Annotated in this window: 22 protein-coding genes; 16 read left to right on the top strand and 6 right to left on the bottom strand. The window is 68.8% G+C overall.

The annotated features are described in order from the left end of the window. The first annotated feature begins 16 nt into the window (after positions 1-16). From ACGFJ2_RS16110 to ACGFJ2_RS16090, 5 genes are read left to right on the top strand one after another with little or no spacing between them, the layout of a single operon-like run. A complete protein-coding gene (locus tag ACGFJ2_RS16110) occupies positions 17-1201 on the top strand; it encodes an ABC transporter substrate-binding protein (protein WP_357960739.1) in 1185 nt (394 codons plus the stop codon). Between the two features lie 19 nt (positions 1202-1220). Continuing rightward, positions 1221-1589, top strand: coding sequence for a hypothetical protein (locus ACGFJ2_RS16105; RefSeq protein ID WP_393468688.1), 369 nt, complete (start codon positions 1221-1223; stop codon positions 1587-1589). Between the two features lie 4 nt (positions 1590-1593). Beyond that, a complete protein-coding gene (locus ACGFJ2_RS16100; protein WP_357960744.1) occupies positions 1594-1914 on the top strand; it encodes an EthD family reductase in 321 nt (106 codons plus the stop codon). Between the two features lie 15 nt (positions 1915-1929). Next, entirely contained in the window at positions 1930-3423 is a 1494-nt protein-coding gene (locus ACGFJ2_RS16095) for a class I adenylate-forming enzyme family protein (RefSeq protein ID WP_393468685.1), read from the top strand. Then, positions 3420-4460 carry an MBL fold metallo-hydrolase gene (locus ACGFJ2_RS16090; protein ID WP_358190130.1) on the top strand — a complete coding sequence of 347 codons (1041 nt, stop codon included), beginning with the start codon at positions 3420-3422 and terminating at the stop codon, positions 4458-4460. Before ACGFJ2_RS16095 ends, ACGFJ2_RS16090 begins: the two co-directional genes overlap by 4 nt. A 65-nt stretch (positions 4461-4525) precedes the next feature. Here ACGFJ2_RS16090 and ACGFJ2_RS16085 read toward each other — a convergent pair whose 3' ends face one another. The 5 genes from ACGFJ2_RS16085 to ACGFJ2_RS16065 all read right to left on the bottom strand — a co-directional run bounded on the left by ACGFJ2_RS16085 (position 4526) and on the right by ACGFJ2_RS16065 (position 8571). After that, positions 4526-5284 (bottom strand): SDR family NAD(P)-dependent oxidoreductase, encoded by a 759-nt coding sequence (locus ACGFJ2_RS16085; protein WP_357960755.1) that lies wholly within the window; start codon positions 5282-5284, stop codon positions 4526-4528. A 41-nt stretch (positions 5285-5325) separates the two neighbouring features. Beyond that, a complete protein-coding gene (locus ACGFJ2_RS16080) occupies positions 5326-6117 on the bottom strand; it encodes an SDR family NAD(P)-dependent oxidoreductase (RefSeq protein WP_393468682.1) in 792 nt (263 codons plus the stop codon). Continuing rightward, positions 6114-6497: a hypothetical protein gene (locus tag ACGFJ2_RS16075; RefSeq protein WP_357960761.1), complete on the bottom strand. Its 384-nt coding sequence runs from the start codon at positions 6495-6497 to the stop codon at positions 6114-6116. Before ACGFJ2_RS16075 ends, ACGFJ2_RS16080 begins: the two co-directional genes overlap by 4 nt. A gap of 32 nt (positions 6498-6529) precedes the next feature. Further along, a complete protein-coding gene (locus ACGFJ2_RS16070; RefSeq protein WP_393468678.1) occupies positions 6530-7912 on the bottom strand; it encodes an FAD-binding protein in 1383 nt (460 codons plus the stop codon). Between the two features lie 71 nt (positions 7913-7983). Next, positions 7984-8571 carry a TetR/AcrR family transcriptional regulator gene (locus ACGFJ2_RS16065; RefSeq protein WP_357960766.1) on the bottom strand — a complete coding sequence of 196 codons (588 nt, stop codon included), beginning with the start codon at positions 8569-8571 and terminating at the stop codon, positions 7984-7986. 100 nt (positions 8572-8671) lie between these two features. On the opposite strand from ACGFJ2_RS16065, the gene ACGFJ2_RS16060 reads away from it, so the two are divergent. Together ACGFJ2_RS16060 and ACGFJ2_RS16055 are read left to right on the top strand one after the other, a co-directional pair. Beyond that, positions 8672-9865 carry an acyl-CoA dehydrogenase family protein gene (locus ACGFJ2_RS16060; RefSeq protein WP_393468675.1) on the top strand — a complete coding sequence of 398 codons (1194 nt, stop codon included), beginning with the start codon at positions 8672-8674 and terminating at the stop codon, positions 9863-9865. Between the two features lie 76 nt (positions 9866-9941). Next, on the top strand, positions 9942-10976 hold the full coding sequence (locus ACGFJ2_RS16055) for a phosphotransferase family protein (protein ID WP_393468672.1): 1035 nt from the start codon (positions 9942-9944) through the stop codon (positions 10974-10976). 91 nt (positions 10977-11067) lie between these two features. Here ACGFJ2_RS16055 and ACGFJ2_RS16050 read toward each other — a convergent pair whose 3' ends face one another. After that, positions 11068-11739 carry a helix-turn-helix domain-containing protein gene (locus ACGFJ2_RS16050; RefSeq protein WP_357960835.1) on the bottom strand — a complete coding sequence of 224 codons (672 nt, stop codon included), beginning with the start codon at positions 11737-11739 and terminating at the stop codon, positions 11068-11070. Positions 11740-11918: 179 nt separating this feature from the next. Between ACGFJ2_RS16050 and ACGFJ2_RS16045 the strand changes: the two genes are divergently transcribed. The 9 genes from ACGFJ2_RS16045 (at position 11919) to ACGFJ2_RS16005 (ending at position 21828) form a co-directional block, all read left to right on the top strand. Next, positions 11919-13142 carry an oxygenase MpaB family protein gene (locus tag ACGFJ2_RS16045; RefSeq protein ID WP_357960775.1) on the top strand — a complete coding sequence of 408 codons (1224 nt, stop codon included), beginning with the start codon at positions 11919-11921 and terminating at the stop codon, positions 13140-13142. A gap of 225 nt (positions 13143-13367) precedes the next feature. Continuing rightward, entirely contained in the window at positions 13368-14672 is a 1305-nt protein-coding gene (locus ACGFJ2_RS16040; RefSeq protein WP_393468669.1) for a hypothetical protein, read from the top strand. Between the two features lie 10 nt (positions 14673-14682). Beyond that, complete coding sequence (locus tag ACGFJ2_RS16035; RefSeq protein ID WP_357960781.1) at positions 14683-16011, top strand: extracellular solute-binding protein; 1329 nt, start codon at positions 14683-14685, stop codon at positions 16009-16011. A 2-nt stretch (positions 16012-16013) separates the two neighbouring features. Further along, on the top strand, positions 16014-16919 hold the full coding sequence (locus ACGFJ2_RS16030; RefSeq protein ID WP_393468666.1) for a carbohydrate ABC transporter permease: 906 nt from the start codon (positions 16014-16016) through the stop codon (positions 16917-16919). A gap of 11 nt (positions 16920-16930) precedes the next feature. Then, positions 16931-17824 (top strand): carbohydrate ABC transporter permease, encoded by an 894-nt coding sequence (locus ACGFJ2_RS16025; RefSeq protein ID WP_393468663.1) that lies wholly within the window; start codon positions 16931-16933, stop codon positions 17822-17824. Positions 17825-17827: 3 nt separating this feature from the next. Further along, a complete protein-coding gene (locus ACGFJ2_RS16020) occupies positions 17828-18928 on the top strand; it encodes an ABC transporter ATP-binding protein (RefSeq protein ID WP_393468660.1) in 1101 nt (366 codons plus the stop codon). After that, positions 18925-19851 (top strand): acetylxylan esterase, encoded by a 927-nt coding sequence (locus tag ACGFJ2_RS16015; RefSeq protein WP_393468657.1) that lies wholly within the window; start codon positions 18925-18927, stop codon positions 19849-19851. Before ACGFJ2_RS16020 ends, ACGFJ2_RS16015 begins: the two co-directional genes overlap by 4 nt. Positions 19852-19855: 4 nt before the next feature. After that, positions 19856-20701, top strand: coding sequence for an acetylxylan esterase (locus ACGFJ2_RS16010; RefSeq protein ID WP_357960796.1), 846 nt, complete (start codon positions 19856-19858; stop codon positions 20699-20701). Beyond that, positions 20698-21828, top strand: a complete 1131-nt coding sequence (locus tag ACGFJ2_RS16005; protein WP_393468654.1) for an aminotransferase class V-fold PLP-dependent enzyme — start codon at positions 20698-20700, stop codon at positions 21826-21828. The genes ACGFJ2_RS16010 and ACGFJ2_RS16005 overlap by 4 nt, the downstream gene beginning before the upstream one ends. Positions 21829-21859 lie beyond the last annotated feature (31 nt).

The following is a 21859-nucleotide window of genomic DNA, read 5'->3' as shown; positions in this document are numbered from 1 at the left end:
GTTGTGGGAGAACGTCATGCGCCTCCGTTCGACACACCTTCTCACCACCTGCGTCGCGGCCCTCGTCCTTGCCGTGGGCGCCTGCGGCGGGGGCGGCTCCAGCGCCGCGAGCGACAAAGAGATCAAGATCGGCGCCTGGTATCCCCTCACGGGTGCCGTGGCGGCCTCCGGCGTCCCGCAGCGCGCGGGCGCCGACGCGTACTTCAAGATGATCAACGACAAGGGCGGCGTCAACGGCCGCAAGATCAACTGGATCGTCAAGGACAACGCCTTCGACCCGCAGCAGACCGTCCAGATCGCCCGGGAGCTGATCGGCCAGGACAAGGTCGTGGCCATCGTCGCCGCCAACGGCACCGCGCAGGGCGAGGCGAGCTTCCCGTTCGTCCTGCAGCAGTCGAAGGTGCCGATCCTCAACGAGCTGGGCGGGGCCGCCACCTGGTACACGCCGCCGCGTCCCGGCCTGTTCGGCACCCAGACCCTCTATGAGGACCAGGCGGCGGCCCTGGCGGCCTGGGCGGGGGAGGACGGCGCGAAGAAGGTGCTGGTGGTGCACAGCGACCCCGCCGCGTTCGTCAACGTGGCCAAGCAGGTGGGGCCCGTCCTGCAGAAGGTCAGCCCGGGCAGCACCGCCGAACTGCTGTCGGTGAAGTTCCAGTCCACCGACTGGAGCCCGACGATCACACAGGTGAAGGCCAAGAAACCCGACGCGGTGATCGTCATCCTCGCCTCGCCGGAGGCCGCGGCCTTCCTCAAGGAGGCCAAGCTGCAGGGCCTGTCGGTGCCGATGTACGGGTACGCGCCCACCGCCGCGGCCTCCACGCTCACCCTCGCGGGGGATGCCGCCGAGGGCTTCAAGGCGGTGCAACTGGTCAAGGTGCCCAGCGACGAGGATCCGGCCGTCAAGGAGTTCCGCGACGCGATGGCCAAGTACGAGCCGAAACAGCCCGCGGACTTCATCGCCCTGTGGGGGTGGACTGCCGCCAAGGTGTTCGTCCAGATCGCGCAGACCGTCCAGGGTCCGGTCACCTCGCAGTCGCTCATCGCGGCCTACGAGAAGGCAGGCAACATCGACCCCGGCGTCGCGCCCGTCATGAACTTCAGCGCGGCCAACCACCTGGGCACCCGCGCGGTGCAGAAAGTGGTCGTGAAGGGCGGCCAGTTCGTCTCTGAGGGCGACTTCTTCACCCCGCCGGACCGCTGACACCAGGGAGGATGCACACATGGTGCTGCTTGAGTACATGGCCCGCATGGACGGCCAGAACCCGGAGAAGGCGCTCGAGTACGTGGAGCCGGACTTCCGTTTCCTGCTCGCCCTTCCCAGCGGGCAGGTGAGCGGGCAGTCCAGGGAGGACTTCGCCCGGTACATCACCGGCCGCGACGCGGTCGAACGGGTGCACAACGTCCTGCGCTCGGCGGTCGACGGGAACGTTGAGATGGTCTACGGGGTGGTGACCGAGTCGGGCAGGCCCACCGGGGCATTCCACTCCGCGGCCGTGGTGTCGGCCAACGGGCGGATGCTGCGCTACCAGTCGTTCTTCACGACCTCGTTCGAGCTGCTGGACTGGCCGGCGGCGCCCGGATCGGAGTGATGACATGTACAACCTCGTGCTTCTGGCCGCGCGACCGCCGGAGTGGACCCACGACCGGTTCATCGCCTGGTGGCGGAATGAGCACGCGGAGCTCACCCGTCGGCTGCCGGGTCTGCGGGCATGGCGGCACACCGAGATAGAGGCGGCGCTGGAAAGCCGGTCCGAAGGCTGGGACGGGATGTCGGTGCTGAGCTTCGACAGCCCGGAAGATCTCCGGAAGGCTCTGGACAGCCCCGAGTGGGCGGCGGCGGTCGCCCAGGTCGGCGACATGAGGGGCCGCCGGATCGCGGTGATGGGGACCGAGCTGGAGATGTTCACGAGCTGATGGTGGAGGGGCCGAATGCGGCAACTGGTGAGTGAGTTCCGGCGTCGGGCCGAGGAGTCGGACTTCGTCGCCGTCATCGACGATTCGGGCGAGCACACGGCGCGGGACCTGCTCGCCCGCGCCACGCGGCTCGCCGAATCCCTCGGCGGCGGCGCCGGGACCGTCCTCCTGCAGGCCGACAACTCCTGGCGGACCGTCGCGGCGACCCTGGCCGTGGGGATGAATGGCGGCGTGCTGGCGGTGGTCAATCGCCACACCACCGCCGCCGAGTTCGCCGCGGCCTTCGAGGACATCCGGCCCGACGCCGTGGTGGCCGAACCGTCCGCTCTCGCGGAGTGGTCCGTGCCCGCGGCCGGGGGCGTCTGGGACCGCTGGGGGGTGTGGTCGGACGACGGGCCGCGGGACGTCTCGCGGTGGTCCGGTGGCTCGCTGATCGGGCTGACCTCCGGCTCGACGGGGCGGCCCAAGGGAGTGGTCCAGTCCGAGGACGCCCTGCGCTACGCCTGCTCGCGCACCATCGCCGCCAACGGCCTGAGCCAAGGGGACGCGGTCGCGGCGCTCGTGCCGCTGTCCTCGACCGCGGCGTACTGCTTCGGCGTCTTCATGGCTTTGACGCTGGCCGGCCCGCTGGTGTTGTGGAGCAGGTGGGACCCCGCCACGGCGCTGACCCGGATGGCCGCGACGCAGGTGCGGTGGACCATGTGCGTGCCGACCATGGCGCTCCAACTCGGCGCCACCGCCGCCGGGTCGCGGGCGCTCCAGGGCGTGCGTTCGATGACCGTCGGCGGCGGTCCGATGGACGTCGGGGCTCTCGCCCGTGCCGAGGAGTCGCTGGGCACCAGGATCCTACGGGTGTTCGGGATGTCGGAGTGCCTGGGCCACACCTCGCCGTCGCCGGAGGAGCCGGTGGAGATCCGGCTCGGCCGTGACGGGCGCCCGTTCCCCGGCACCGAGCTGCGGATGGTCGGCCCGGACGGCCGCCAGGTGCCACGGGGCGAGGTCGGCCGGGCCCAGGTGCGCGGGCCGTCACTGTTCCTCGGGTACGCGCACGAGGGCAGGCCAGAGCCGCCGGCGCTCACCGCGGACGGGTTCTTCCCCACCGGCGATCTCATGATGGCCAATGACGACGGGACCGTCAGCGTCATGGGCCGCGAGAAGGACGTGATCATCCGGGGCGGCCGCAACATCGACGTCACCGAAGTGGAGCGCGCCGTCGCGACCCATCCCGGCGTCTGGCAGGTCTGCGTGGTGCCGGTCCCCGACGAGATCCTCGGCGAACGGGTGGCCGCGCTGGTCACCCTCACCGACGGAGACGGGATCGGGCTCGACGAGATCACCCGGCATCTGCGGAGCGTCGGACTCTCCAAGACCAAGTGGCCCGAGCTGGTGTTCGCCGTCGACGCGCTGCCGCAGACCACGGTCGGCAAGATCTCCCGGGCAGGCGCCCGCGACTTGGCGCGTGACCTGCTCGCCCGCCTGCCCGGCCCGGCGGGCAAGGCGGAGGCGTGACGGCGCCGGCCCGGAGCGGCCAGTGGGCCGAGGCCGGAACGGAGACGATCCGGCCCGGCGTGCACCGCGTCCCGCTGCCGCTTCCCGGAGACGGTCTGCGCGCCGTCAACGTCTACCTGCTCGAAGAGGACGACGGCATCGTCATGATCGACGGCGGCTGGGCCCTGCCCGAATCCCGTCGTGTCCTTGAACAGGCCATGGCGTCGCTGGGGCACGACCTCGGCCGGATCACGAAGATCTTCGTCACCCACATCCATCGCGACCACTACACGCAGGCGGTGGCGCTGCGCCGGCTCCTGGGGTCGCGGGTGTATCTCGGCGCCGGCGAGCGACCCGGCCTGGACGCGCTGGGCGAGGTGCGCAGCAACGTGCCGGTCACCTCCCTGGAAGTGCTCCGCCACGGCGGCGCGGGCGACCTCGCCGACCGGCTCTCCCGCCTGGACTTCGGCCGCTTCACCGAAAGCGACTGGGAGGCGCCGGACAGCTGGATCGGCGCGGGCGTCCTCGACCTCGACCGCAGGAGCCTGCGCGTCATCCCCACGCCCGGCCACACCAGAGGGCACGTGGTGTACCTGGACGAGGCGGCCGGCCTGCTGTTCTCCGGTGACCACGTGCTGCCGCACATCACGCCGTCCATCGGCTTCGAGCTCGGCGACCCCGGATTTCCGCTGGCGGACTATCTCGCCTCGCTGCGGCTGATGACCTGCTTCGCCGACGCGCGACTGCTGCCCGCGCATGGCCCGGTCACCGGGAGCGCGCACGCTCGCGTCGCCGAACTGCTGACCCACCACGATGTACGGCTGGCGCAGGCGCTGCGGGTCCTTGGCGACCAGACGCTGAACGCGTACGCGGTGGCGCGGCGGTTGACCTGGACCCGGCGCGAGGTGTCGTTCGCGAGCCTGGACGACTTCAACCAGATGCTCGCGGTCAACGAGACGGTCGCGCACCTCGACGTGCTCGCGGCGCGCGGACAGGTGATCGTCACGGTCGACGGCGGCGTGAGCGAGTACACGCGCGTGGACGGCGGCGCGGAGTAATCGACCGCGCCGCCGTGCGGTCCCGGGACACAGCGGGTGGTGCGGCCGCTGCGCGGTCCCGGGGCTCAGCGGGCGGTGTAGCCGCCGTCGACGTACAGCTCGGAGCCGGTGACGAAGCTCGACTCGTCGCAGGCCAGGAAGAGCGCGGCGTTCGCGACCTCGTCGGTTAGGCCCAGCCGCCCCATAGGTGTGTTGTCGATCATCAGGTCAAGCCGGGGCGTTCCCCGCCAGAGCTTGCGTGACAGCGGGGTCTCGATGAATCCCGGATGCAGCGAATTGACCCTGACCCCACGCTTCGCCCAGTGCAGCGCCGCGTTCTTGGTCATCAGCCGGACCGCGCCCTTGGCGGCGTGGTAGGAGAACTGGCCGCCGAATCCGCCGATGGTGCCGAATATCGACGAGACGTTGACGATCGACCCCCCGCCGGAACGCTCGATCACCGGGCCGGCGTGCTTCATCCCGAGCCAGACCCCGCGCTGGGTGACCGCGACGACGGCTTCCCACGTCTCCAGCGTCTCCGTCTCCACGTCCGTCATCTTGGCGATGCCGGCGTTGTTGACCAGCACGGAGATGCCGCCGAGCCGTTCGGCCACCTCGTTCACGACCGCTTCCCAGGCACCCTCGTCGGTGACGTCGAGGCCGAGGCCGATGGCCCGTCCGCCCGCCTTCGTGAGCTGTTCGGCGGCCTCCTCACAGCGTTCGACGTCCACATCGGTGATCACGACCGTCGCGTCCTCCTCGGCGAACCGCCGGACGACGGCCTCCCCGATCCCGCCGGTCGCGCCGGTCACCAGTGCCACGCGGCCGGACAGTCGAGCTCTCACGGCGATCTCCTCTGTCGATCTCAATGCGAAACCTCCGTCCCTCAGACCGTGAACCGGCCGCCGTTGCTGAGCAGCACGGCGCCCACCACGTTCGACGCGCCGGGGGAGGCGAGGTACAGGATGTTGTCCGCCAGCTCCTCGGGGGAGGCGTACCCGATCGGCCCGGAGGCCGCCATCGCCTGCCGGACGGCCGCCGGGGTGCGCGCTGCCATGGGGGTGTCCACTGGACCCGGCGCGACGACGTTGACCCGTACACCGAACGCCGCCGCCTCCTTGGCCACCGACTGCGCGAGCGCGTGCACGCCCGCCTTGGACGCGGCGTAGTGGGCGTAACCCGCCAGCGTGTCGAAGGCCGCCGACGACCCCACCATGACGACGGCGCCGCGACCGGCCGGGATCATCGCGCGCACCGCCGCTCGCAGGACATGGAACGACCCGTCGAGATTGATCGCCATGACCCGGCGCCACTGTTCGTCCTCCAGGTGCCGGAACACGTCAAGGGGCTCGCCCGACTGCTGGGCGGCCAGGATCCGCTCCTTGGCGCGTGGATCGTCGACCCCCGCGGTGTTCACGACGACGTCCAGCCGGCCGTGTGCCGCGACGATCCGTTCGACCTGCGCCTCCACGTCGGCGGCGACGGTGACGTCCAGGACGGCCGGGCGGCCGGACCTGGTCGTCGCGGCCACCGTACGCGCTCCGACCTCGTTGACGTCGGCCACATAGACCGCGGCGCACCGCTCGCGATCGAGCTGCCGCACGACCGCGGCTCCGATCCCGGACCCGCCTCCGGTGACCAGCGCGACCGCCCCCTCGAACCTGCTCGTGTCACTCACTGGTCGCTCATGGGGAAGGCTATTTCGGGCGTACGGCAGATCAGCAGCCGCCGGCACTTACCTGAGGCAGGGTCCACGAGCGCGGTCACGTTGAACGACGCCTCGAACCGTCCGTCCCGCGTCACCGTCCCCAACCCCAGCTCGACATCGCCGACGGCCGTGGCCCGGACCAGGTGATGGACCAGCGCGTTCTTCTCACGCTGCGCGAGATAGCCGACCAGACCCTCCCGGTCGCCGCGGAACTCGGCGGTCTGCCCGCCGCCCTTGGAGAACACCACGGACATCTCGAAGTCGTCAGTGATCTTCGTGAGCACGCGTTCGGGCTCGTCGGAGTCCATCGTGGCGAACCACGCGTCGAGCAGGGGGGTGTCGGTGGTCATGGGGCTCCTCCTAGGCGTCTGCTTGGCGTCTTCTAGGCGTCGGCGGTGGTGTTGGTGGCTGCGCCGGTGGCGGTTTTGCCGGTTGTCTCGGTGGCCGTGTGGGCGGCGGTCAGGCCGAAGACGAGAGCCGCGGCGATGCCGCCCGCGTACGCGCGGTTCCACAAACCGCCGACGTCCGACCCCGCCGCGAGGAGCCCGCCGATCGGTTCGCCGTCCTCGCCCAGGACGCGGGCGCGGTCGTCGACGCGCACGCCGTGGAACGGGAACGTGATGGCCGGCACCGCCTCGATGACGTAGTACGGCGGCTCGTCGAGTGGCAGGCGGTCCAGCTCGCGGCCGGGCCGCAGGTCGAGCCCCGCCGAGGCGCGCTCGTTGAAGAGTTCGACGCCGTCGCGGACGGCCTTGCCGTGGTAGCCCCATTCCTCCGGCAGGAAGGCCAGTTCGTCCAGGTCCTGGGCGAGTCCGACGCGACCGCCTCGCCTGCTCGCCAGGGCGAACTTGTCGACGGCGACGGCGCCCTCGACATAGGAGCCGACGATCCAGTCGCGGAACACCCGGGCGTCGGCGACGAGCAGGCCGCGGCTTCCGGGCTGCTCCAGCAACGCCATGGTGGTGAGGTGATCGCCCAGCGTCTCGTCCGTGAACCGTTCGTTGTTCAGGTTGAACAGGAGCGCGTGCTCGCTGTAGTACAGCGACAGGTCGACGAAGTCCGCCGGATCGGCGAAGGAGATGCCGCTGGGGATGAGGTGACCGTAGAAGCCGGCGTCCTCGTGACCGGTGGCCGCGCCGGCCTGGGTGGCCAGGCGGTAGCCGCCGCCACGGCTGTGTGGATTCGAGCGCAGCTCCATACGGTCGGCTCGCGGGTGCACATGGGTGGTACGGAGCGCGAGGTCACCCTGGAACCCGCCGGTCGCGACGAGCGTCGAGCGAGCCCGCACCGTTCTGCGCGTGCCGTCGGCCGACCTCAGCTCCGCCCCGGCCACGACTCCGTTCTCCGTCACCAGACGTTCGGTGTCGGTGTCGAGCAGCAGTTCGCCGCCGCCTTGGAGGATGAGCCGGCGGCAGGTGTCGAGGTAGTGGTTGGTGTCGAACCGATGCCCGCGGCCGAAACTGAGAATTGCCTGCTCATCCCCGGTCTCGACGCCGATGGAGCGGATCCATGAGACGCCGTCGGCGAACCGGTCCACCAAGGCGCGTTTCAGTGCGGCCTCTCCGCGCGGATTGTGCTGATCCATGATCTCGTGGCTGGGAGCGGTCCACGCGTACCCGGCGAAGCGCGCCGATCCACCGACGTCGCCGCCGATCTCGGCGATCAACACCGACAGACCGTCGCGCACGGCTCGCGCACCAGCCGTCAGCCCAGCCATCCCGGCGCCGATGATCAGCAGATCGACGGCTTCTGCTTCTGCGCGCACGCGACTATCCTCCATCGGTCCCTGCTGCTCAGCGGACTGCCAGGCGTCTCGCGTGCCACAATAGACCAAACTCAATTCAATTCAAGAGCAGGTCCTCCGGCGCCGACGAGACGGAGGGCGAACTCGCTGTACTGCCACACGACGGCGTCCTCGCCGTGCTCGCCGTCTTCGCGATACCAGGCCGCCAAGCCCATGCCGAGGTCGAGGATCGCGTACGACGCCAACCGCGCCGATGCCACGGCGAAGACCCCCTGTCGCGATCCCGCCTGTACGAGATCACGAAACCGGGTCTCGTACTCGGCGCGAAGCTCCAGCACGCGCCCGCGATGCGGTTCGGTGAGGCTGCGGATCTCCCGGTTGCCGACGAACGCCTCAAGCCGGTGCCGGGCGTGATAGCGGACGTGAGCCTCGGTCGCCCGCCGCAGGCGCTCGACGGGGTCGGTCGTGGTCGCGACCGCCGCGCGGTTGGCGGCGAGCAGTTCGCGCATCGTCGCCTTCATGATCTGGGCGAGCAACTCCTGCTTGGAGGCGACGTGCTTGTACAGGCTGGGCGCGCGCATTCCCACCGCTTCGCCGATGTCGGCCATCGTGGTGGCCTCGTATCCCTTGCCGGCGAACAACTCCAGCGCCACCGAACGAATGTGCTCGACCCGGTCCACATCGACTCCTCGGCTAACGTTAATTAGCTGCAATGATGGCGCATTTCCGCCGCCAGGGTCTACGGTTCGGCTAACGCTCATTAGCCAGATGGGAGACCCCATGGCCGTCGACCTCGCCCCCGATCCAGCTGTCGCCGACGTCGCCCGGCGCACCGCGACGTTCATCCGCGAGGCGGTGATTCCTGTCGAGGAGGCACAACACGGCGTCGCGCGGTCGGAGGACGTCCGCAGGACGCTGCAGCAGGCCGCGAAGGAGGCCGGTGTCTTCGCCCCGCACGTCGCGCGGGAGTACGGCGGGCTCGGGCTCGACATGCGCGGCCGGGCCGCCGTGTTCGAGGAGGCCGGCTACTCCCTGCTCGGACCGCTCGCGCTGAACATCGCGGCGCCCGACGAGGGAAACATGCACATGCTTGAGGCCATCGCCACTGACGAGCAGAAGGAACGTTACCTGCGGCCACTCGCCGCGGGCGAGGTCCGCTCGTGCTTCGCGATGACCGAGCCCGCCCCGGGCGCGGGCTCGGACCCGAGCGCCCTCACCACGCGTGCGACGCGTACGGCTGACGGATGGCGTATCGACGGCCACAAGTGGTTCATCACCGGCGCTGACGGGGCGGGCTTCGCGATCTGCATGGCCAGGACCTCCGGGCAACCGGGCGAAGCGGGCGGCGCGACGATGTTCCTGGTCGACGGCGACAACCCCGGCATGAAGACGGTCCGGCACATCGACACCCTCGACGAGAGCCTGTACGGAGGTCACGTCGAGCTGGTCTTCGACGACTGCGTGGTGGGGGAGGACGCGATACTCGGCGAGGTCGACGAGGGCTTCCGCTACGCCCAGGTCAGGCTCGGCCCGGCCCGCATGACGCACTGCATGCGCTGGCTGGGCATCGCGCGACGGGCGCAGGACATCGCGGTGGCGCGGGCCGCGGAGCGGCGGCTGTTCGGGTCGCGGCTGGGCGAGCTCGGCATGGTCCAGCAGATGATCGCCGACAACGAGATCGACATCGCCGCGTCCCGTGGCCTCATCCTGCGGGCGTGCTGGGAGCTCGATCAAGGCGACAGCGCGGCACAGTCCACCGCTGTCGCCAAGACCTTCTGCGCGGAGGCGATCTGGCGCGTCGTCGATCGTGCCGTGCAGATCTGCGGCGCCCTCGGCGTTTCCGGCGACGTTCTGCTGAGCCGCTACCTGCGGGAGGTGCGCCCGTTCAGGATCTATGACGGGTCGTCGGAGACCCACCGCTGGGCCATCGCCAGGCGCGTCCTGCGCCGCCATGACGCGGCGGCGGCGCGATGACCGGCGTGACGTGGAAGTGGCGCGACGACCGGCATGACGTGCGGCGCGATGACCGGAGTGGCGTGGAGGCGGCGCGATGACGGACACTGACCGGTCCGCGCTCGATGGCCTGGATCTTCCCGCGCTCGAAAGGTTCTTCGCCGAGCGCGTGCCCGGCTTCGCCGGTCGCCTCACCGCCGAGTTGCTCCATGGCGGGCGGTCGAACCTGACGTACCTGCTCGGCGACGGCCGGCACAAGTGGGTGCTGCGCCGTCCGCCACTGGGCGGGCTCACGCCGTCGGCACACGACATGGGCCGCGAGTACCGGGTCGTCGAGGCCCTTGCCGGCAGCCAGGTCCCGGTCGCACGCGCGGTCGCCCTGGCCGGCGCCGAGGTGCTGGGCGTGCCCTTCTCCGTGGTCGAGCACATCGAAGGGGCCGTGATCCGGACCACGGACCAGTTGCTCACGCTGTCCAAGGGCGATATCGCCCGATGCGCGGACAGCCTGATCGAGGTGCTGGCCCGCTTGCACGCGGTCGATGCCGATGCCGTCGGGCTGGGGACGTTCGGCCGTCCCCACGGTTACCTCGCCAGGCAGGTGCGGCGCTGGCACGACCAGTGGCAACGGGTCCGGACCCGCCCCCTGGCCGACATCGAGCGCCTGCACGCGTGGCTGGCCGAGGCGTGCCCCGAGGAGAGCGGCGCCTCGATCGTCCACGGCGACTATCGCATCGACAACGCCATCCTCGACCGGCACGACCCCGCCCAGGTACGGGCGGTGGTGGACTGGGAGATGGCCACGCTCGGCGACCCGCTGGCCGACCTGGGACTGCACCTTGTGTACGCGGATCCGGCGTTCGCCCCCGTCATCGGCGGCTCAGCGGCGTCCACCAGCGACCGCTTGCCCCCGCCGGCCGAACTCGCCCAGCGATACGCCACGATCAGTGGCCGCGACCTCGGCCGGCTCGACTTCTATCTCGGTCTCGGCTACTTCAAGATCGCAGTGATCGCGGAAGGGATCCACGCCCGCTTCCAGCGGGGCATGACGCGGGGATCGGGGTTCGAATCCGTCGGTCAGGCGGTCGCGCCGCTGGCCGCCGCCGGTCTGCATGCCCTGGCGAAGCCCGCCTGAAGGAGTAAGGAACGCCGGGCCGGCGCGAGAGGCGGTATGGCTTGATCTGCATGCGGCCACTGTCAGCGGCCACCGCGTGAGTGGACGCTATTCAGACGGATCCGGCCGCTGACGTCCCGGCTGGTGGCTCGAGCATGGGCACGAGGAACCGCCGGGCCACCGCGGCCAGTTCGTCGTCGTCATCCAGGTCGATGATGGCACTGGGGATCGTCAGGAATGAGGTGGAGATCCGCACCATCATCTCGGCCACAAGATCGACGTCAAGCCTGCTCGACACGTTGCCCGCGCGTTGCTCGCTGCGGAGCTGACCGGCGACGAAATGCCGTACGGTGGCGAGGGTCTGACCCCCGTCGGCCGTCATGGAGGGGACTAGCAGGTCCGGTTCCGTAGCGATGAGTCCGCCGATCAGCGGGTTGCCGCGAATTGCTCGCAATGAGGTTACGAAGCCCAGTACCACCCTGTCGGCAGCGGTGCCGGCCTGTTCTATGTCGATGAGGAACTGGTCGAAATAGCGGCGGAACTCCCGGCGCACCACGTGTTCGATCAGCGTGTCCTTGGTGTCGAACCGGCGGTACACCGTGATCCGCGACACCTTCGCCAGCCGGGCGACGTCCTCCATGGTCGAGCGCCTGATGCCCATCCGGCAGAACTGCTCGTACGCCGCGTCGAGGATGCGCGCCCGTAGCTCGTCGCTGTCGTCGACACGCTCGACGGCATCGACATAGGCGCGCTCCAGCAGCGAATCCGAGTCCGACGGCGCCATGAATCCGGACAGCACAGATTCCACGATCACCTCCTAGAGGAATTCTGCCTCAAACGTGGTCTTGTGATGCTCGTCACACTGTGCTCTGATGATGATACACAGACTCATGACTTGTTTCTCCGTATCAACCATTTCTCGCATGCCCTGAGCAGAACCCCCACCTCGAAGGAGTGCGGAGCATGGCAGAGTTGAGCAGGCGCGAGGTACTGATGTCGGGCACCGCGTTGGGGGCGCTCGGCGCGTTAGGAATGGTCTCCCCGGCCCAGGCGGACTCCCTGTCCGGCGACTGGGGCTGGCCGGCCAGTGGTTCGATCGCGGGTTCCGGCAGCGGCGCCGACCCCCGATGGGTGTGGGACGACGTGGCCGATCCGCTCCTCGCCTCCCTGCTCGACCGCGGTGTCATACCCGAGGTCAACCGGCTGCTGGACGGCTGGAACCGCAACGACCAGCCCCTGCCCGCGGGGCTGCCGGAGGATCTGCGGGCCTTCATCGAGCAGGCACGTCAGCTGCCATCGTGGGCCGACCCGGCCAAGCTGGACGCCGCGGGGCGCTTCCACGCGCTCAAGGGGAACTACATCGTCGTCCTCACCATTGTCGGCGCCGGGATGCTGGCCACCGCCATCCCCAAGGAGGCACGCGCTGTCTATTACTCCGCGGGCGGCGCGGATCTGAAAGACCGGATCGCCAAGACGAACATCCTGGCGTACGCGGTCAGACCCCAGAACGCCTGGAGTGCCGGAGGCACGGCCGTGGTCGAGGCCGTGAAGACCCGGCTGGTGCACGCGGCGGTGCGGCACCTGCTGAAGTCGTCTCCCCACTGGTCCGGCCCTATCCCGATCAGCCAGGAGGACATGCTCGTCACGTGGCACACCCTGGCGACCTACTCCATGCGCGGGATGCGGGAGTGGCAGGTGCGCATCTCCTCCACTGAGGCCGCGGCGTACCTGCATTCGGTACAGATGCTGGGGCACATGCTCGGCATCAGGGACGAGTTCCTCCCCGCCACCTGGGACTCCTCCTACACCCAGTCGGATCTGGTCCTGCCCAGGAACATGGGGCCGACCTCGGAGGGGGTGGAACTCAACGCCATCCTGCGGGGCATGCTCGCGGAGCTGACCAGCCCCGGCGGCCTCGACAAGCCGCTCGTCAACGCGTTCTCCAGGTACCTCACCGGCGACCAGGTGGCCGACTGGAACGGCATCCCGCGCGAGCCGCTGTGGGACCCGGCGGTCAAGACCGCTTGGCCGCTACTGGTGCGGTTCCGGGAGGGTCTGATCGGGCTGCCGCTGGTGCCCGCCGCCGCCTGGCTCCTCGACGAGATGGTCAAGAAGTGGACCACGTACTACCTCACCAAGGGGGCACAAACCAAGATCGTGATTCCGACGGGCAACCGGCCCAGCTGATCACGGTCCGGCAAGGAGATCCCCAACTCCTGGGTCACACCCGCATGACGGCATAGCCCGTTGCGTTGAGAGGCGCACCTTCGGTACACCATCGGCCCCCGGCGACTGGGTTGTCGCCGGGGAATTTCTTTTGGCTGATCCCTTGACCTGGACCCCCGGGAGGGGAGAGTTTGGTCAGAATCGGATTTACGAGTCATTTACGAACCTAGTTCGTAAAGGGGTGTCGTGGCGATTGTGATCGGAGTGGTGACCCACTCGATGCACGGAGAGTTGTTCCGGGAAGCCGCGAACACGCTCGGTGGGGTCGACCTGGAGTGGGTCAGCTACGACCACGAGGACGAGATCCGCGCCAAGGTCGCCGAGTTCCTGAGCACGACCCGGCTCGACGGATTCGTGGCCGGCCCGGTCCCGTACACGGCCAGCCGCGAACTCCTCCCACCCGGCCTGCCGGTCGGCGTGATCCGCTCGTCGGCGCTCGACCTGACCCTCGCGCTCTACCGCGCCCAGGAGCGTGGGTGGGGTCGCACCCCGGTCAGTATCGACACCTTTCCCGCCGAGGCGGTCGAGGCGGTCGCCCTCGCGCTCGAGCTCGACGCCGACGCCATCGACTGCCTGCCGTACGCCCCCACGCAATCCGTGGAGGACATCGTCGAGTTCCACCGTTCCGCCTACCACCGGTTCGGCGAGCGCGGCTATGTGATCAGCGTCCGCGCCGCCGTCCGCGAGCGACTGTCCGGCGAGATCCCGATCATGAGCGGGATGCCGGTGCCGGCGACGATCCGGACCGAGCTGCACGAGCTCGCGCTCCGGATCGAGTCCGAGCGAGCCAGCGCACAACGCTTCGCCGCCGGAGTCTTCCTGATCTCGCATTCGCAGGACGAGGAACGGGCCCGGATCGGCCTGATGAACCTGTTGCTCAACACCCCCGAGTTCGCCGGCGCGTGGATCGAGGACCGTGGCCGGCGCGGTGTCGTCGTCTTCGCCCACAAGGCTCTGTTCGAGCGCATCACCCGCAACTGGGTCGCCGTACCCGCGCTCGCCGAGGCGGCCGCGGCGCTCGGTGCGCAGGTCTCGGCCGGGTTCGGCGTCGGCGCGTCCGCCCGCGGCTGTGTGGCCCTGGCCGAACAAGCGGCCGCCCGGGCCGAGCGGGAGAGCGAGCCATGCGGCTACCTGATCGAGGACAGCGGCGTGATCATCGGCCCGATGGGTCCGGTCCGGGCGGCGCTCAGCTACTCCTACCGCGAACACGGCGACGACGTCGAACAGCTCGCGAAGTCCGTCGGCCTCAGTGCCGCGACCGTCTCCCGCCTGGCGGCACTGGAGCACGAACTGGAAGGTCGCGCGATCTCGCCCGGTGAGCTCGCCGACCATCTCGGCATCACGGATCAGAGCGGCCGCCGGCTGATCCGCACACTTGACGCTGGGGGCCTGGTGAGCGTCGAAGGCACAGCTCAGCGCCATCCGAAAGGACGCCCGACGCGTCTGTACCGGCTACGCATCGCCCAAGCGTTACTGCGCTCACCGCGTTGAAGGGACAACCATGGAGCTCAACCGCCGCCAGATCCTGAAGTACGCGGGTCTCGGGCTGGCCCTGCCCGCCGCATCGCCCCTGCTGACCGCCTGCTCCAACGACAAGTCCGCGGGCTCCGGCGACGGCAGCGTGAAGTTTGAGGGCTGGGACTACGAGGCCGCACTCGTCCAGCAGAACCTCGACAACTTCACCAAGACCAGCAAAATCAAGGTCAACTACACCCCGATCACGAGTGCGCAGTACGTTCAGAAAGTAGTCGCCGAGTTCACCGGCGGCGGCGGCCCGGACGCTCTCTACGTGTACGACGATTCCCTCGCGGGCTGGGTCGAGGGGGACTACCTGCAGCCGCTCGACGGCATGCCCGGCGTCGACGAAGTGTACGGCGCGATCTACCCGGGCAACGCGTCCGCGATGACCTACCAGGGCAAGCGCTACGGCCTGCCGTACTACACCGACTCCAACTGCCTGACCTACAACGCCGACATCCTCGCCAAGGCCGGGATCACGAAACCCCCTGCCAGCCTGGAGGAGCTGGAGGCGCAGGCGGTCAAGATCAAGAACGCCGGCCTCCTGAAATACCCGATCGGCGTACCGGCGCAACTGTCCGACACCTGGTGGTCCTGGGTGTGGGCGCTGGTCTTCGGCAGCGGCGGCAACATGTTCGACGACCAGCAGGCGCCGATCATGAACACCACCGACACCGTGGTGAAGGACGTCTTCGCCTGGCTGCAGCAGGCGGCGAACAAGTCGAAGGTGATCGACCCGGCCTGCCTGCAACTGCTGCCGGTCCCGATCGACAACGCGATGAAGGCGAACCGGTACGCGTACACGATCGGCGCGCGGTACGCCAGCCGCGACTACAACGACGCGACCAAGTCCAAGGCCGCGGGCAAGATCCGGATGGCGCTGATACCGAGCCTCGACGGTCAGGTGCACGGGACGGTCAGCAACACCCGGCTCTATGCGCTGGCCAAGGACACCGAGGTGAAGGACAACGCGTTCAAGCTGCTCACCTACCTGGGCGGACTCGACGCGAACAAGCAGCCTTACACCGCGAAGTTCTGGTTCCTGCAGCGTGGTCTCGGATTCGCCTACCGGTCGATGGCGACCGACCCGGAGATCACCGCGTCGCTGAAGAAGTTCGCCGACCCGGCGATCTACGCCCACCTGGGCGAGATCGCCAAGCCGCGCAACGTGCTCGGCATGCCGTGGTACACCGAGTTCGAAACCGAGATGCACAAGGTCGTGCAGGGCGTGCTGAGCAACCAGACGCAGCCGTCCGCGGCGGTGGCGAGCTTGGCGCAGTCCGCTGCCACGCTGAAGAAGAAGTACAGCTGAGGATGGCCGTCCAAGCCGAACGCCGGCCGCTGGGCGACAACGCCAAGGCCTGGGCGCTGAACGCGCCGGCCATGATCGTGATCGCCCTGCTGGTCGCCTACCCGATCGCGTACTCGTTCTGGGTCAGCCTGCAACGCAACAACCTGAAGCGCCCGCGCGCGAAGAGCTTCATCGGCTTCGACAACTACCAGGCCCTGCTCAGCGATCAGGCTTTCCTGTCCGCGCTGAAGGTGTCCGCCCTGTTCGTCCTCGTGGTGCTCGGGCTGACCGTCGTACTCGCGCTGATCCTGGCGCTGGTGCTGAACGAGCGGTTCCGCGGCCGCGGTCTGTTGCTCAGCCTGGCCTTGTTGCCTTGGGCGATGCCGGGGGTGGTGAACGGCCTGATGTGGCGGACCATCTTCGACGCGAAGACCGGCGCCCTGAACGGTCTGCTGACGCAGCTCGGGCTGATCGACGACTATCACGCCTGGCTGACGTCCGGGACCGGCGCGTTCCTGTTCACCGCGCTGGCCCAGGTGTGGAACACGCTCCCGTTCTCGGTCATCATTCTGCTCGCCGGATTGTCGACAATCCCTTCGGAGTTGTACGACGCCGCCACCGTCGACCGAGCGGGTGCGGTGCAGCGGTTCGTCCAGGTGACGGTGCCGTGGTTGCTGCACCCCCTGCTGATCGTGCTGATCCTCGAGACGATGAACGCGTTCCGTGCCTTCGACACCATCTACGTACTGACCGGTGGCGGACCGGGTGACGCGACCACCACCATCGCCCTACTCGACGTGCAGACCGTCCTGACCTTCACCGACTTCGGCCTGGGCAGCGCCTACGCCTGGGTGATCACCGCGATCACCCTGCTGATCTCGGTCTGCTACATCGGCCTGCTCTACCGGAAGGGGGACTTCGAGGTATGAGCCTTCGAGATATGAGCACCGTGGTGAAGGTTCCCCTGCGCTACCGAATCCCCTGGAAGAAGATCGTCCTGTACGTGCTGGCGGTCGTGTTCGCGCTGTATCTGGTGTTGCCGTTCTACTGGATCGTCGCGATGAGCTTCATGCACGAGGTGGATGCGATCTCCGTACCGCCGCACTGGATTCCGGACCGCCCGACGTTGGAGAACTATCTCGGTTTCATCCATCCGAGTGAGGCCCAGCAACTCGTCGGCGGCCGGGCGATCGACGAGACGCCGTACTCCTTGCGCAACAGCCTGATCGTCGCCACCTCGACGGCGATCCTTAATCTCGCGCTGGCCACGTTCGCGGCGTACTCGTTCTCGCGGCTGAAGTTCCGTGGCAGTCAGGCGCTGCTCATGCTCTACCTGCTCACCCGGATGGTACCGGGGATCGCGATCATCATCCCGTTCTACCTGCTGATGCGGACGTTCGGGCTGCTGGACACCTACCTGGCGCTGATCCTTTCGTACACGACGTTCGCGCTGCCGATCACGATCTGGATCCTGAAGGACTTCTTCCGCTCGGTGCCGCGCGAGCTGGAGGAGGCGGCCCGGGTGGATCGGTGCGGCTGGTTCCGGACCATGTGGTCGGTGTTCCTGCCGGTCGCGGCGCCGGGGCTGGTCGCGGCCGCGGTGTTCGCGTTCATGACCGCGTGGAACGAGTTCATGTTCGCGTTGTTCCTGACCAGCACGAAGGCGGCGAAGACGATCCCGGTGGTGGCGGCGAACTTCGCCACCGACTTCAACACCCAGTTCACCGTGATGGCCGCGGCCGGCGTGCTCGCGGTCGTCCCACCCCTGGCACTGGCCCTGCTCTTCCAGCGCAAGCTGGTCCAGGGCATGGCCGCCGGATCCGTGAAGGGCTGACAGATGGCAGAGGTTCGACTCGAAGGCGTCACCAAGTCGTTCGGCGGCAAGACGGTGGTGAAGGACCTGAATCTGACCATCGAGGATCAGGAGTTCCTCACCCTGGTCGGCCCGTCCGGTTGTGGAAAGTCGACGACCCTGCGCATGATCTGCGGCCTGGAACGGGCCTCCGAGGGCAACATCTTCTTCGACGGCAAGCCGGTCAGCTGGCTGCCGGCCAACAAGCGCGACGTCGCGATGGTGTTCCAGAGCTACGCGCTCTACCCGCACAAGACGGTCCGGCAGAACATCGGGTTCGCGCTGAAGATGATGCGGGTGCCCAAGGCGACGATCGACGAGCAGGTGCTGCGGGCGGCCCGGACGCTGGACATCGAGGACCTGCTGGATCGCAAGCCGCGCGAGCTGTCCGGTGGTCAACGGCAACGGGTCGCGCTCGGCCGCGCGATCGTACGGGACGCCGGCGCGTATCTGCTCGACGAGCCGCTGTCCAACCTGGACGCGCAGCTCCGGGTGCTGATGCGCGCGGAGATCAAGCGGCTGCACGTGGATGTCGCCCGGACGTTCATCTACGTCACCCACGACCAGGTCGAGGCGATGACGATGTCGGACCGGATCGCGGTGATGCGCGACGGCGTCGTCCAGCAGTGCGCGACGCCGGGGGAGATCTACGAACGGCCCGCGAACCGGTTCGTCGCGTCGTTCATGGGCTCGCCGCCCATGAACTTCGTCACCGGTGAACTGGCCGACGTCGACGGCGTCCGCACCTTCCGCAGCGGCGCGTTGAGTCAGGAGCTGGGCCGGTACGACGTTTCGCCGGACGACCCGGCCGTCGTCCTGGGCGTCCGGCCGGAGGACGTGACGTTGTCGCCGACCCCGATCGCGGGCTATCAGCCCGGGAAGGTGTTCGTGTCCGAGCCGCTCGGTCCGGACGTGCTCGTCACGGTCCGGATCGACGGCGAGCTGCTGAAGGCCCGCGTCCCGGTGCCGTTCCGGCTGGGTCATGACAGCACGGTGTACGTCGGCTTCAACCAGAACCGCCTGCATTTGTTCAAGGCCTCCGACGGCACCGCGCTGCACGCCCCCCATCGAGAGGAACACTCTTGAGAATCCCCGAGAACGCGATCGTCGAGGTCGAGCTGCCGGCCGACTTCGACGACTTCTGGGCGGCCGGCCTGGCGGACTGCGCGTCGTACCCGCTGGACCCGGTCCTCACCGAGATGCCCTCGCTGTCCACGGACAAGGTGATCGTCTACGATCTGCGCTACACCAGCTATGGCGGTCTGCGGATCGCGGGCTGGTACACCGTCCCGCGCGATCGGCCGACCCCGCACCCGGCGTTGGTGACGATCCCCGGCTACATCTCCGAGCCGACGATCCCGAAGGAATGGTCCGAGCTCGGGTACGCCGCGCTCGCGGTCGCGCCGCGCGGAAAGCTGCGCTCGAACGACGTGTTCAACCCGGGCTACCCGGGCTTGCTGACGCACAACATCATCGACCACAACACCTACGGGTATCGCGGGTTCTACCTCGACGTGGTGCGGGCGGTCGAGGTACTGCTCGATCGTCCGGAAGTCGATGATCTGCGGATCGGACTGCAGGGGTCGAGTCAGGGCGGTGGCCTCGGGATCTCGACGGCCGCGCTCCTGCCGGACGTGATCCGGTGCGTCGCGGCGGGAGCGCCGTACCTGTGCGGGATCATGACCGCGCCGACACTGACCCGGTCGTATCCGTACGAGGAGATCAACGAGTACTTGCGGATGCACCCGAAGGACGTCGACCGGGTGCGGGAGACGGTCGCCTACTACGACGGGCTCAACTTCGCGCCGAAGGTGCGGGCGCCGACGCTGCTGTACCTGGGGCTCGAGGACGACGTGTGCCCGCCGGAGACCGGATTCGCGCTGCGGCGGGTGCTGACCTGTGAGACCACCCTGCACGCCTACCCGCACTGCGCGCACCACGCCGGGCTGCCGGGCGTGCTGCGGATCGTGGCGGACTTCCTCGCCGAACACCTCACGCCGGGACGGTGAACCCGTGGACTTCGACAGCTACTGGTCCGCCGTCGACGATGAGCTGGCCGCGATCTCCGCTCGGCCCGGGCTCGACCTGGTGCCGGCGCGGACGACGGACGAGGCGACCAGCTACACCGTGCGGCTCACCAGCACCGGGCCGTACCGAGTCTTCGGTCATCTCAGCATCCCGTCCGGTGACGGGCCGTTCCCCGCGCTCCTGCGGACGCCGCGCCACGGGAGCGTCAACCTCGTGCCGCACCCGAACGATCGCAGCCGGTACGTCGTGTTCGCCCTGACGCACCGTGGTCAGCGGCTGGCCGACGAAGGGTTCTCGGCGGCGTACCCGGGATTGCTGACGATGGGCATCGACGACCCGGCGTCGTACATCTATCGCGGGATCGCGGCGGACTGCCTGCGGGCCGCGGAGTTCCTGATGAGCTTGGCGGAGGTCGATCCGGCGCGGGTGGCCGTGAGCGGGGACGATCTGGCGCTGCTGACGGCCGCGCGGCGGCCCGGGTTCAGCGCGGTCCTGCTCTCGGAGTTGCTGTTCTACCGGGCGGCAGAGGCACGGCTGAAGTCGAGCCGCTATCCGCTCGAGGAGCTCAACGATCACCTCCGTGCCGGCTCGTCGGCGCGGATCATTGACAGAACTCTTGCCTACTTCGACCCGGTCCGGCACGCGTCCGCGGTGACCGCTCGGACGTTGCTCGCCGTCGACGATCCTGACTGGTGTGCCGCGCTGATCGGGGCCTTGCCTGCCGCGAGTGTCTACAAGCTGACCCACCTCGACGGCACCGACAACGACTTCCTGGATGCCTGGCTGGCCGAACTCTCCGGCGTACCACCGATGTCGAGATTCCTCGTATGACCAATCCGTTCGGGGTCCGGCCGGTCATCAACGCCTCCGCGACACTCACCGCACTGGGCGGCTCGCTGATGCCGCCGTCGGCGCTGAAGGCGATGACGGAGGGGGCGGCCCACTTCGTCGACCTGCCCGAACTCCACGACCGCGTCGGTGAGCGCCTGGCCGTGCTCACCCGCAACGAGGCGGCCTGCGTGACGTCCGGTGCCGCGGCGGCGATCACCCTCACGGTCGCGTCGTGTGTCGGTGAGCCCGCGCAGGCGTTCCCGGCCGAGGCCGAGGTGGTCATGTTCACCGGCCAGCGCAACGGCTACGACTACGCGGCCCGCCTGACCGGCGCCCGCATCATAGAAGTCGGTCCGTCGATCAAGGAGCTCCGAGCCGCCCTGGTACGACGCCCCGCCTGCGTCCTGTGGTTCGCCGGCGCCCACTACGCGGCGGATGCTCTGCCGATAGAGGACGTGATCCGAGTCGCCCGGGAACTCGCCTGCACCCCGGGCCTCACCGGTCCACCGGCTGTGCCGGTGATCGTGGATGCGGCGGCCCAGATTCCACCCGTCTCCTCGCTGTGGAGATTCACCGCGGAGCTCGGCGCGGATGCCGTGATCTTCAGCGGTGGGAAAGGGCTGCGCGGACCGCAGTCCAGTGGGCTGGTGCTGGGGAAGCGGTGGATCGTCGACAGGTGCCGGGCGCACGCGTCGCCGAATCAGCAGATCGGGCGCGGGATGAAGGTCGGGAAGGAAGAGCTGCTCGGGCTGTACGCCGCGGTCGAGTGGACGCTGGAGCAGGACGAGGAGGCACTGCTCGCGAGCTATGAACAGATTGTCGACCGGTGGATCGTCGGCTTGCGCGGAGTGCCGGGTGTCGTCGCCGAGCGAGGCTACCCGAGTGAGGCGGGCCAGCCGCACGGGCGAGCGGTCGTCCGATTGCTGACCACCAGCGGCTGGACCCGGGACGGGTTGGTGCGGGCTTTGTGGGAGGGAGACCCGCGGATCGCGGTCGGTGTGTTCGGCGTACCCGACGACGCGATCGCGCTGAACCCGCAGACGATCGAGCCGGGGGAAGACCTGGTGGTTCTCGATGCACTGGTTCGGCACCTGAGCTCTGGAGATGGCGAAAGAGCCGGACCGTAACAGCGCGCGACGACGTCGGCAGAGGATCTCG

It is taken from the genome of Nonomuraea sp. NPDC049028, from assembly GCF_043197735.1.
In the GTDB taxonomy this organism is placed as follows: domain Bacteria; phylum Actinomycetota; class Actinomycetes; order Streptosporangiales; family Streptosporangiaceae; genus Nonomuraea.
Note: the sequence above shows the minus strand (reverse complement) of the source record. Positions and strands in the feature narration are given on the sequence as shown.

Coding starts and splice junctions, on each gene's coding strand:
- ACGFJ2_RS16110 (WP_357960739.1), top strand. CDS start 17: ATGCGCCTCCGTTCGACACACCTTCTCACCACCTGCGTCGCGGCCCTC.
- ACGFJ2_RS16105 (WP_393468688.1), top strand. CDS start 1,221: ATGGTGCTGCTTGAGTACATGGCCCGCATGGACGGCCAGAACCCGGAG.
- ACGFJ2_RS16100 (WP_357960744.1), top strand. CDS start 1,594: ATGTACAACCTCGTGCTTCTGGCCGCGCGACCGCCGGAGTGGACCCAC.
- ACGFJ2_RS16095 (WP_393468685.1), top strand. CDS start 1,930: ATGCGGCAACTGGTGAGTGAGTTCCGGCGTCGGGCCGAGGAGTCGGAC.
- ACGFJ2_RS16075 (WP_357960761.1), bottom strand. CDS start 6,497: ATGACCACCGACACCCCCCTGCTCGACGCGTGGTTCGCCACGATGGAC.
- ACGFJ2_RS16060 (WP_393468675.1), top strand. CDS start 8,672: ATGGCCGTCGACCTCGCCCCCGATCCAGCTGTCGCCGACGTCGCCCGG.
- ACGFJ2_RS16055 (WP_393468672.1), top strand. CDS start 9,942: ATGACGGACACTGACCGGTCCGCGCTCGATGGCCTGGATCTTCCCGCG.
- ACGFJ2_RS16050 (WP_357960835.1), bottom strand. CDS start 11,739: ATGGCGCCGTCGGACTCGGATTCGCTGCTGGAGCGCGCCTATGTCGAT.
- ACGFJ2_RS16045 (WP_357960775.1), top strand. CDS start 11,919: ATGGCAGAGTTGAGCAGGCGCGAGGTACTGATGTCGGGCACCGCGTTG.
- ACGFJ2_RS16035 (WP_357960781.1), top strand. CDS start 14,683: ATGGAGCTCAACCGCCGCCAGATCCTGAAGTACGCGGGTCTCGGGCTG.
- ACGFJ2_RS16030 (WP_393468666.1), top strand. CDS start 16,014: ATGGCCGTCCAAGCCGAACGCCGGCCGCTGGGCGACAACGCCAAGGCC.
- ACGFJ2_RS16025 (WP_393468663.1), top strand. CDS start 16,931: ATGAGCACCGTGGTGAAGGTTCCCCTGCGCTACCGAATCCCCTGGAAG.
- ACGFJ2_RS16020 (WP_393468660.1), top strand. CDS start 17,828: ATGGCAGAGGTTCGACTCGAAGGCGTCACCAAGTCGTTCGGCGGCAAG.
- ACGFJ2_RS16005 (WP_393468654.1), top strand. CDS start 20,698: ATGACCAATCCGTTCGGGGTCCGGCCGGTCATCAACGCCTCCGCGACA.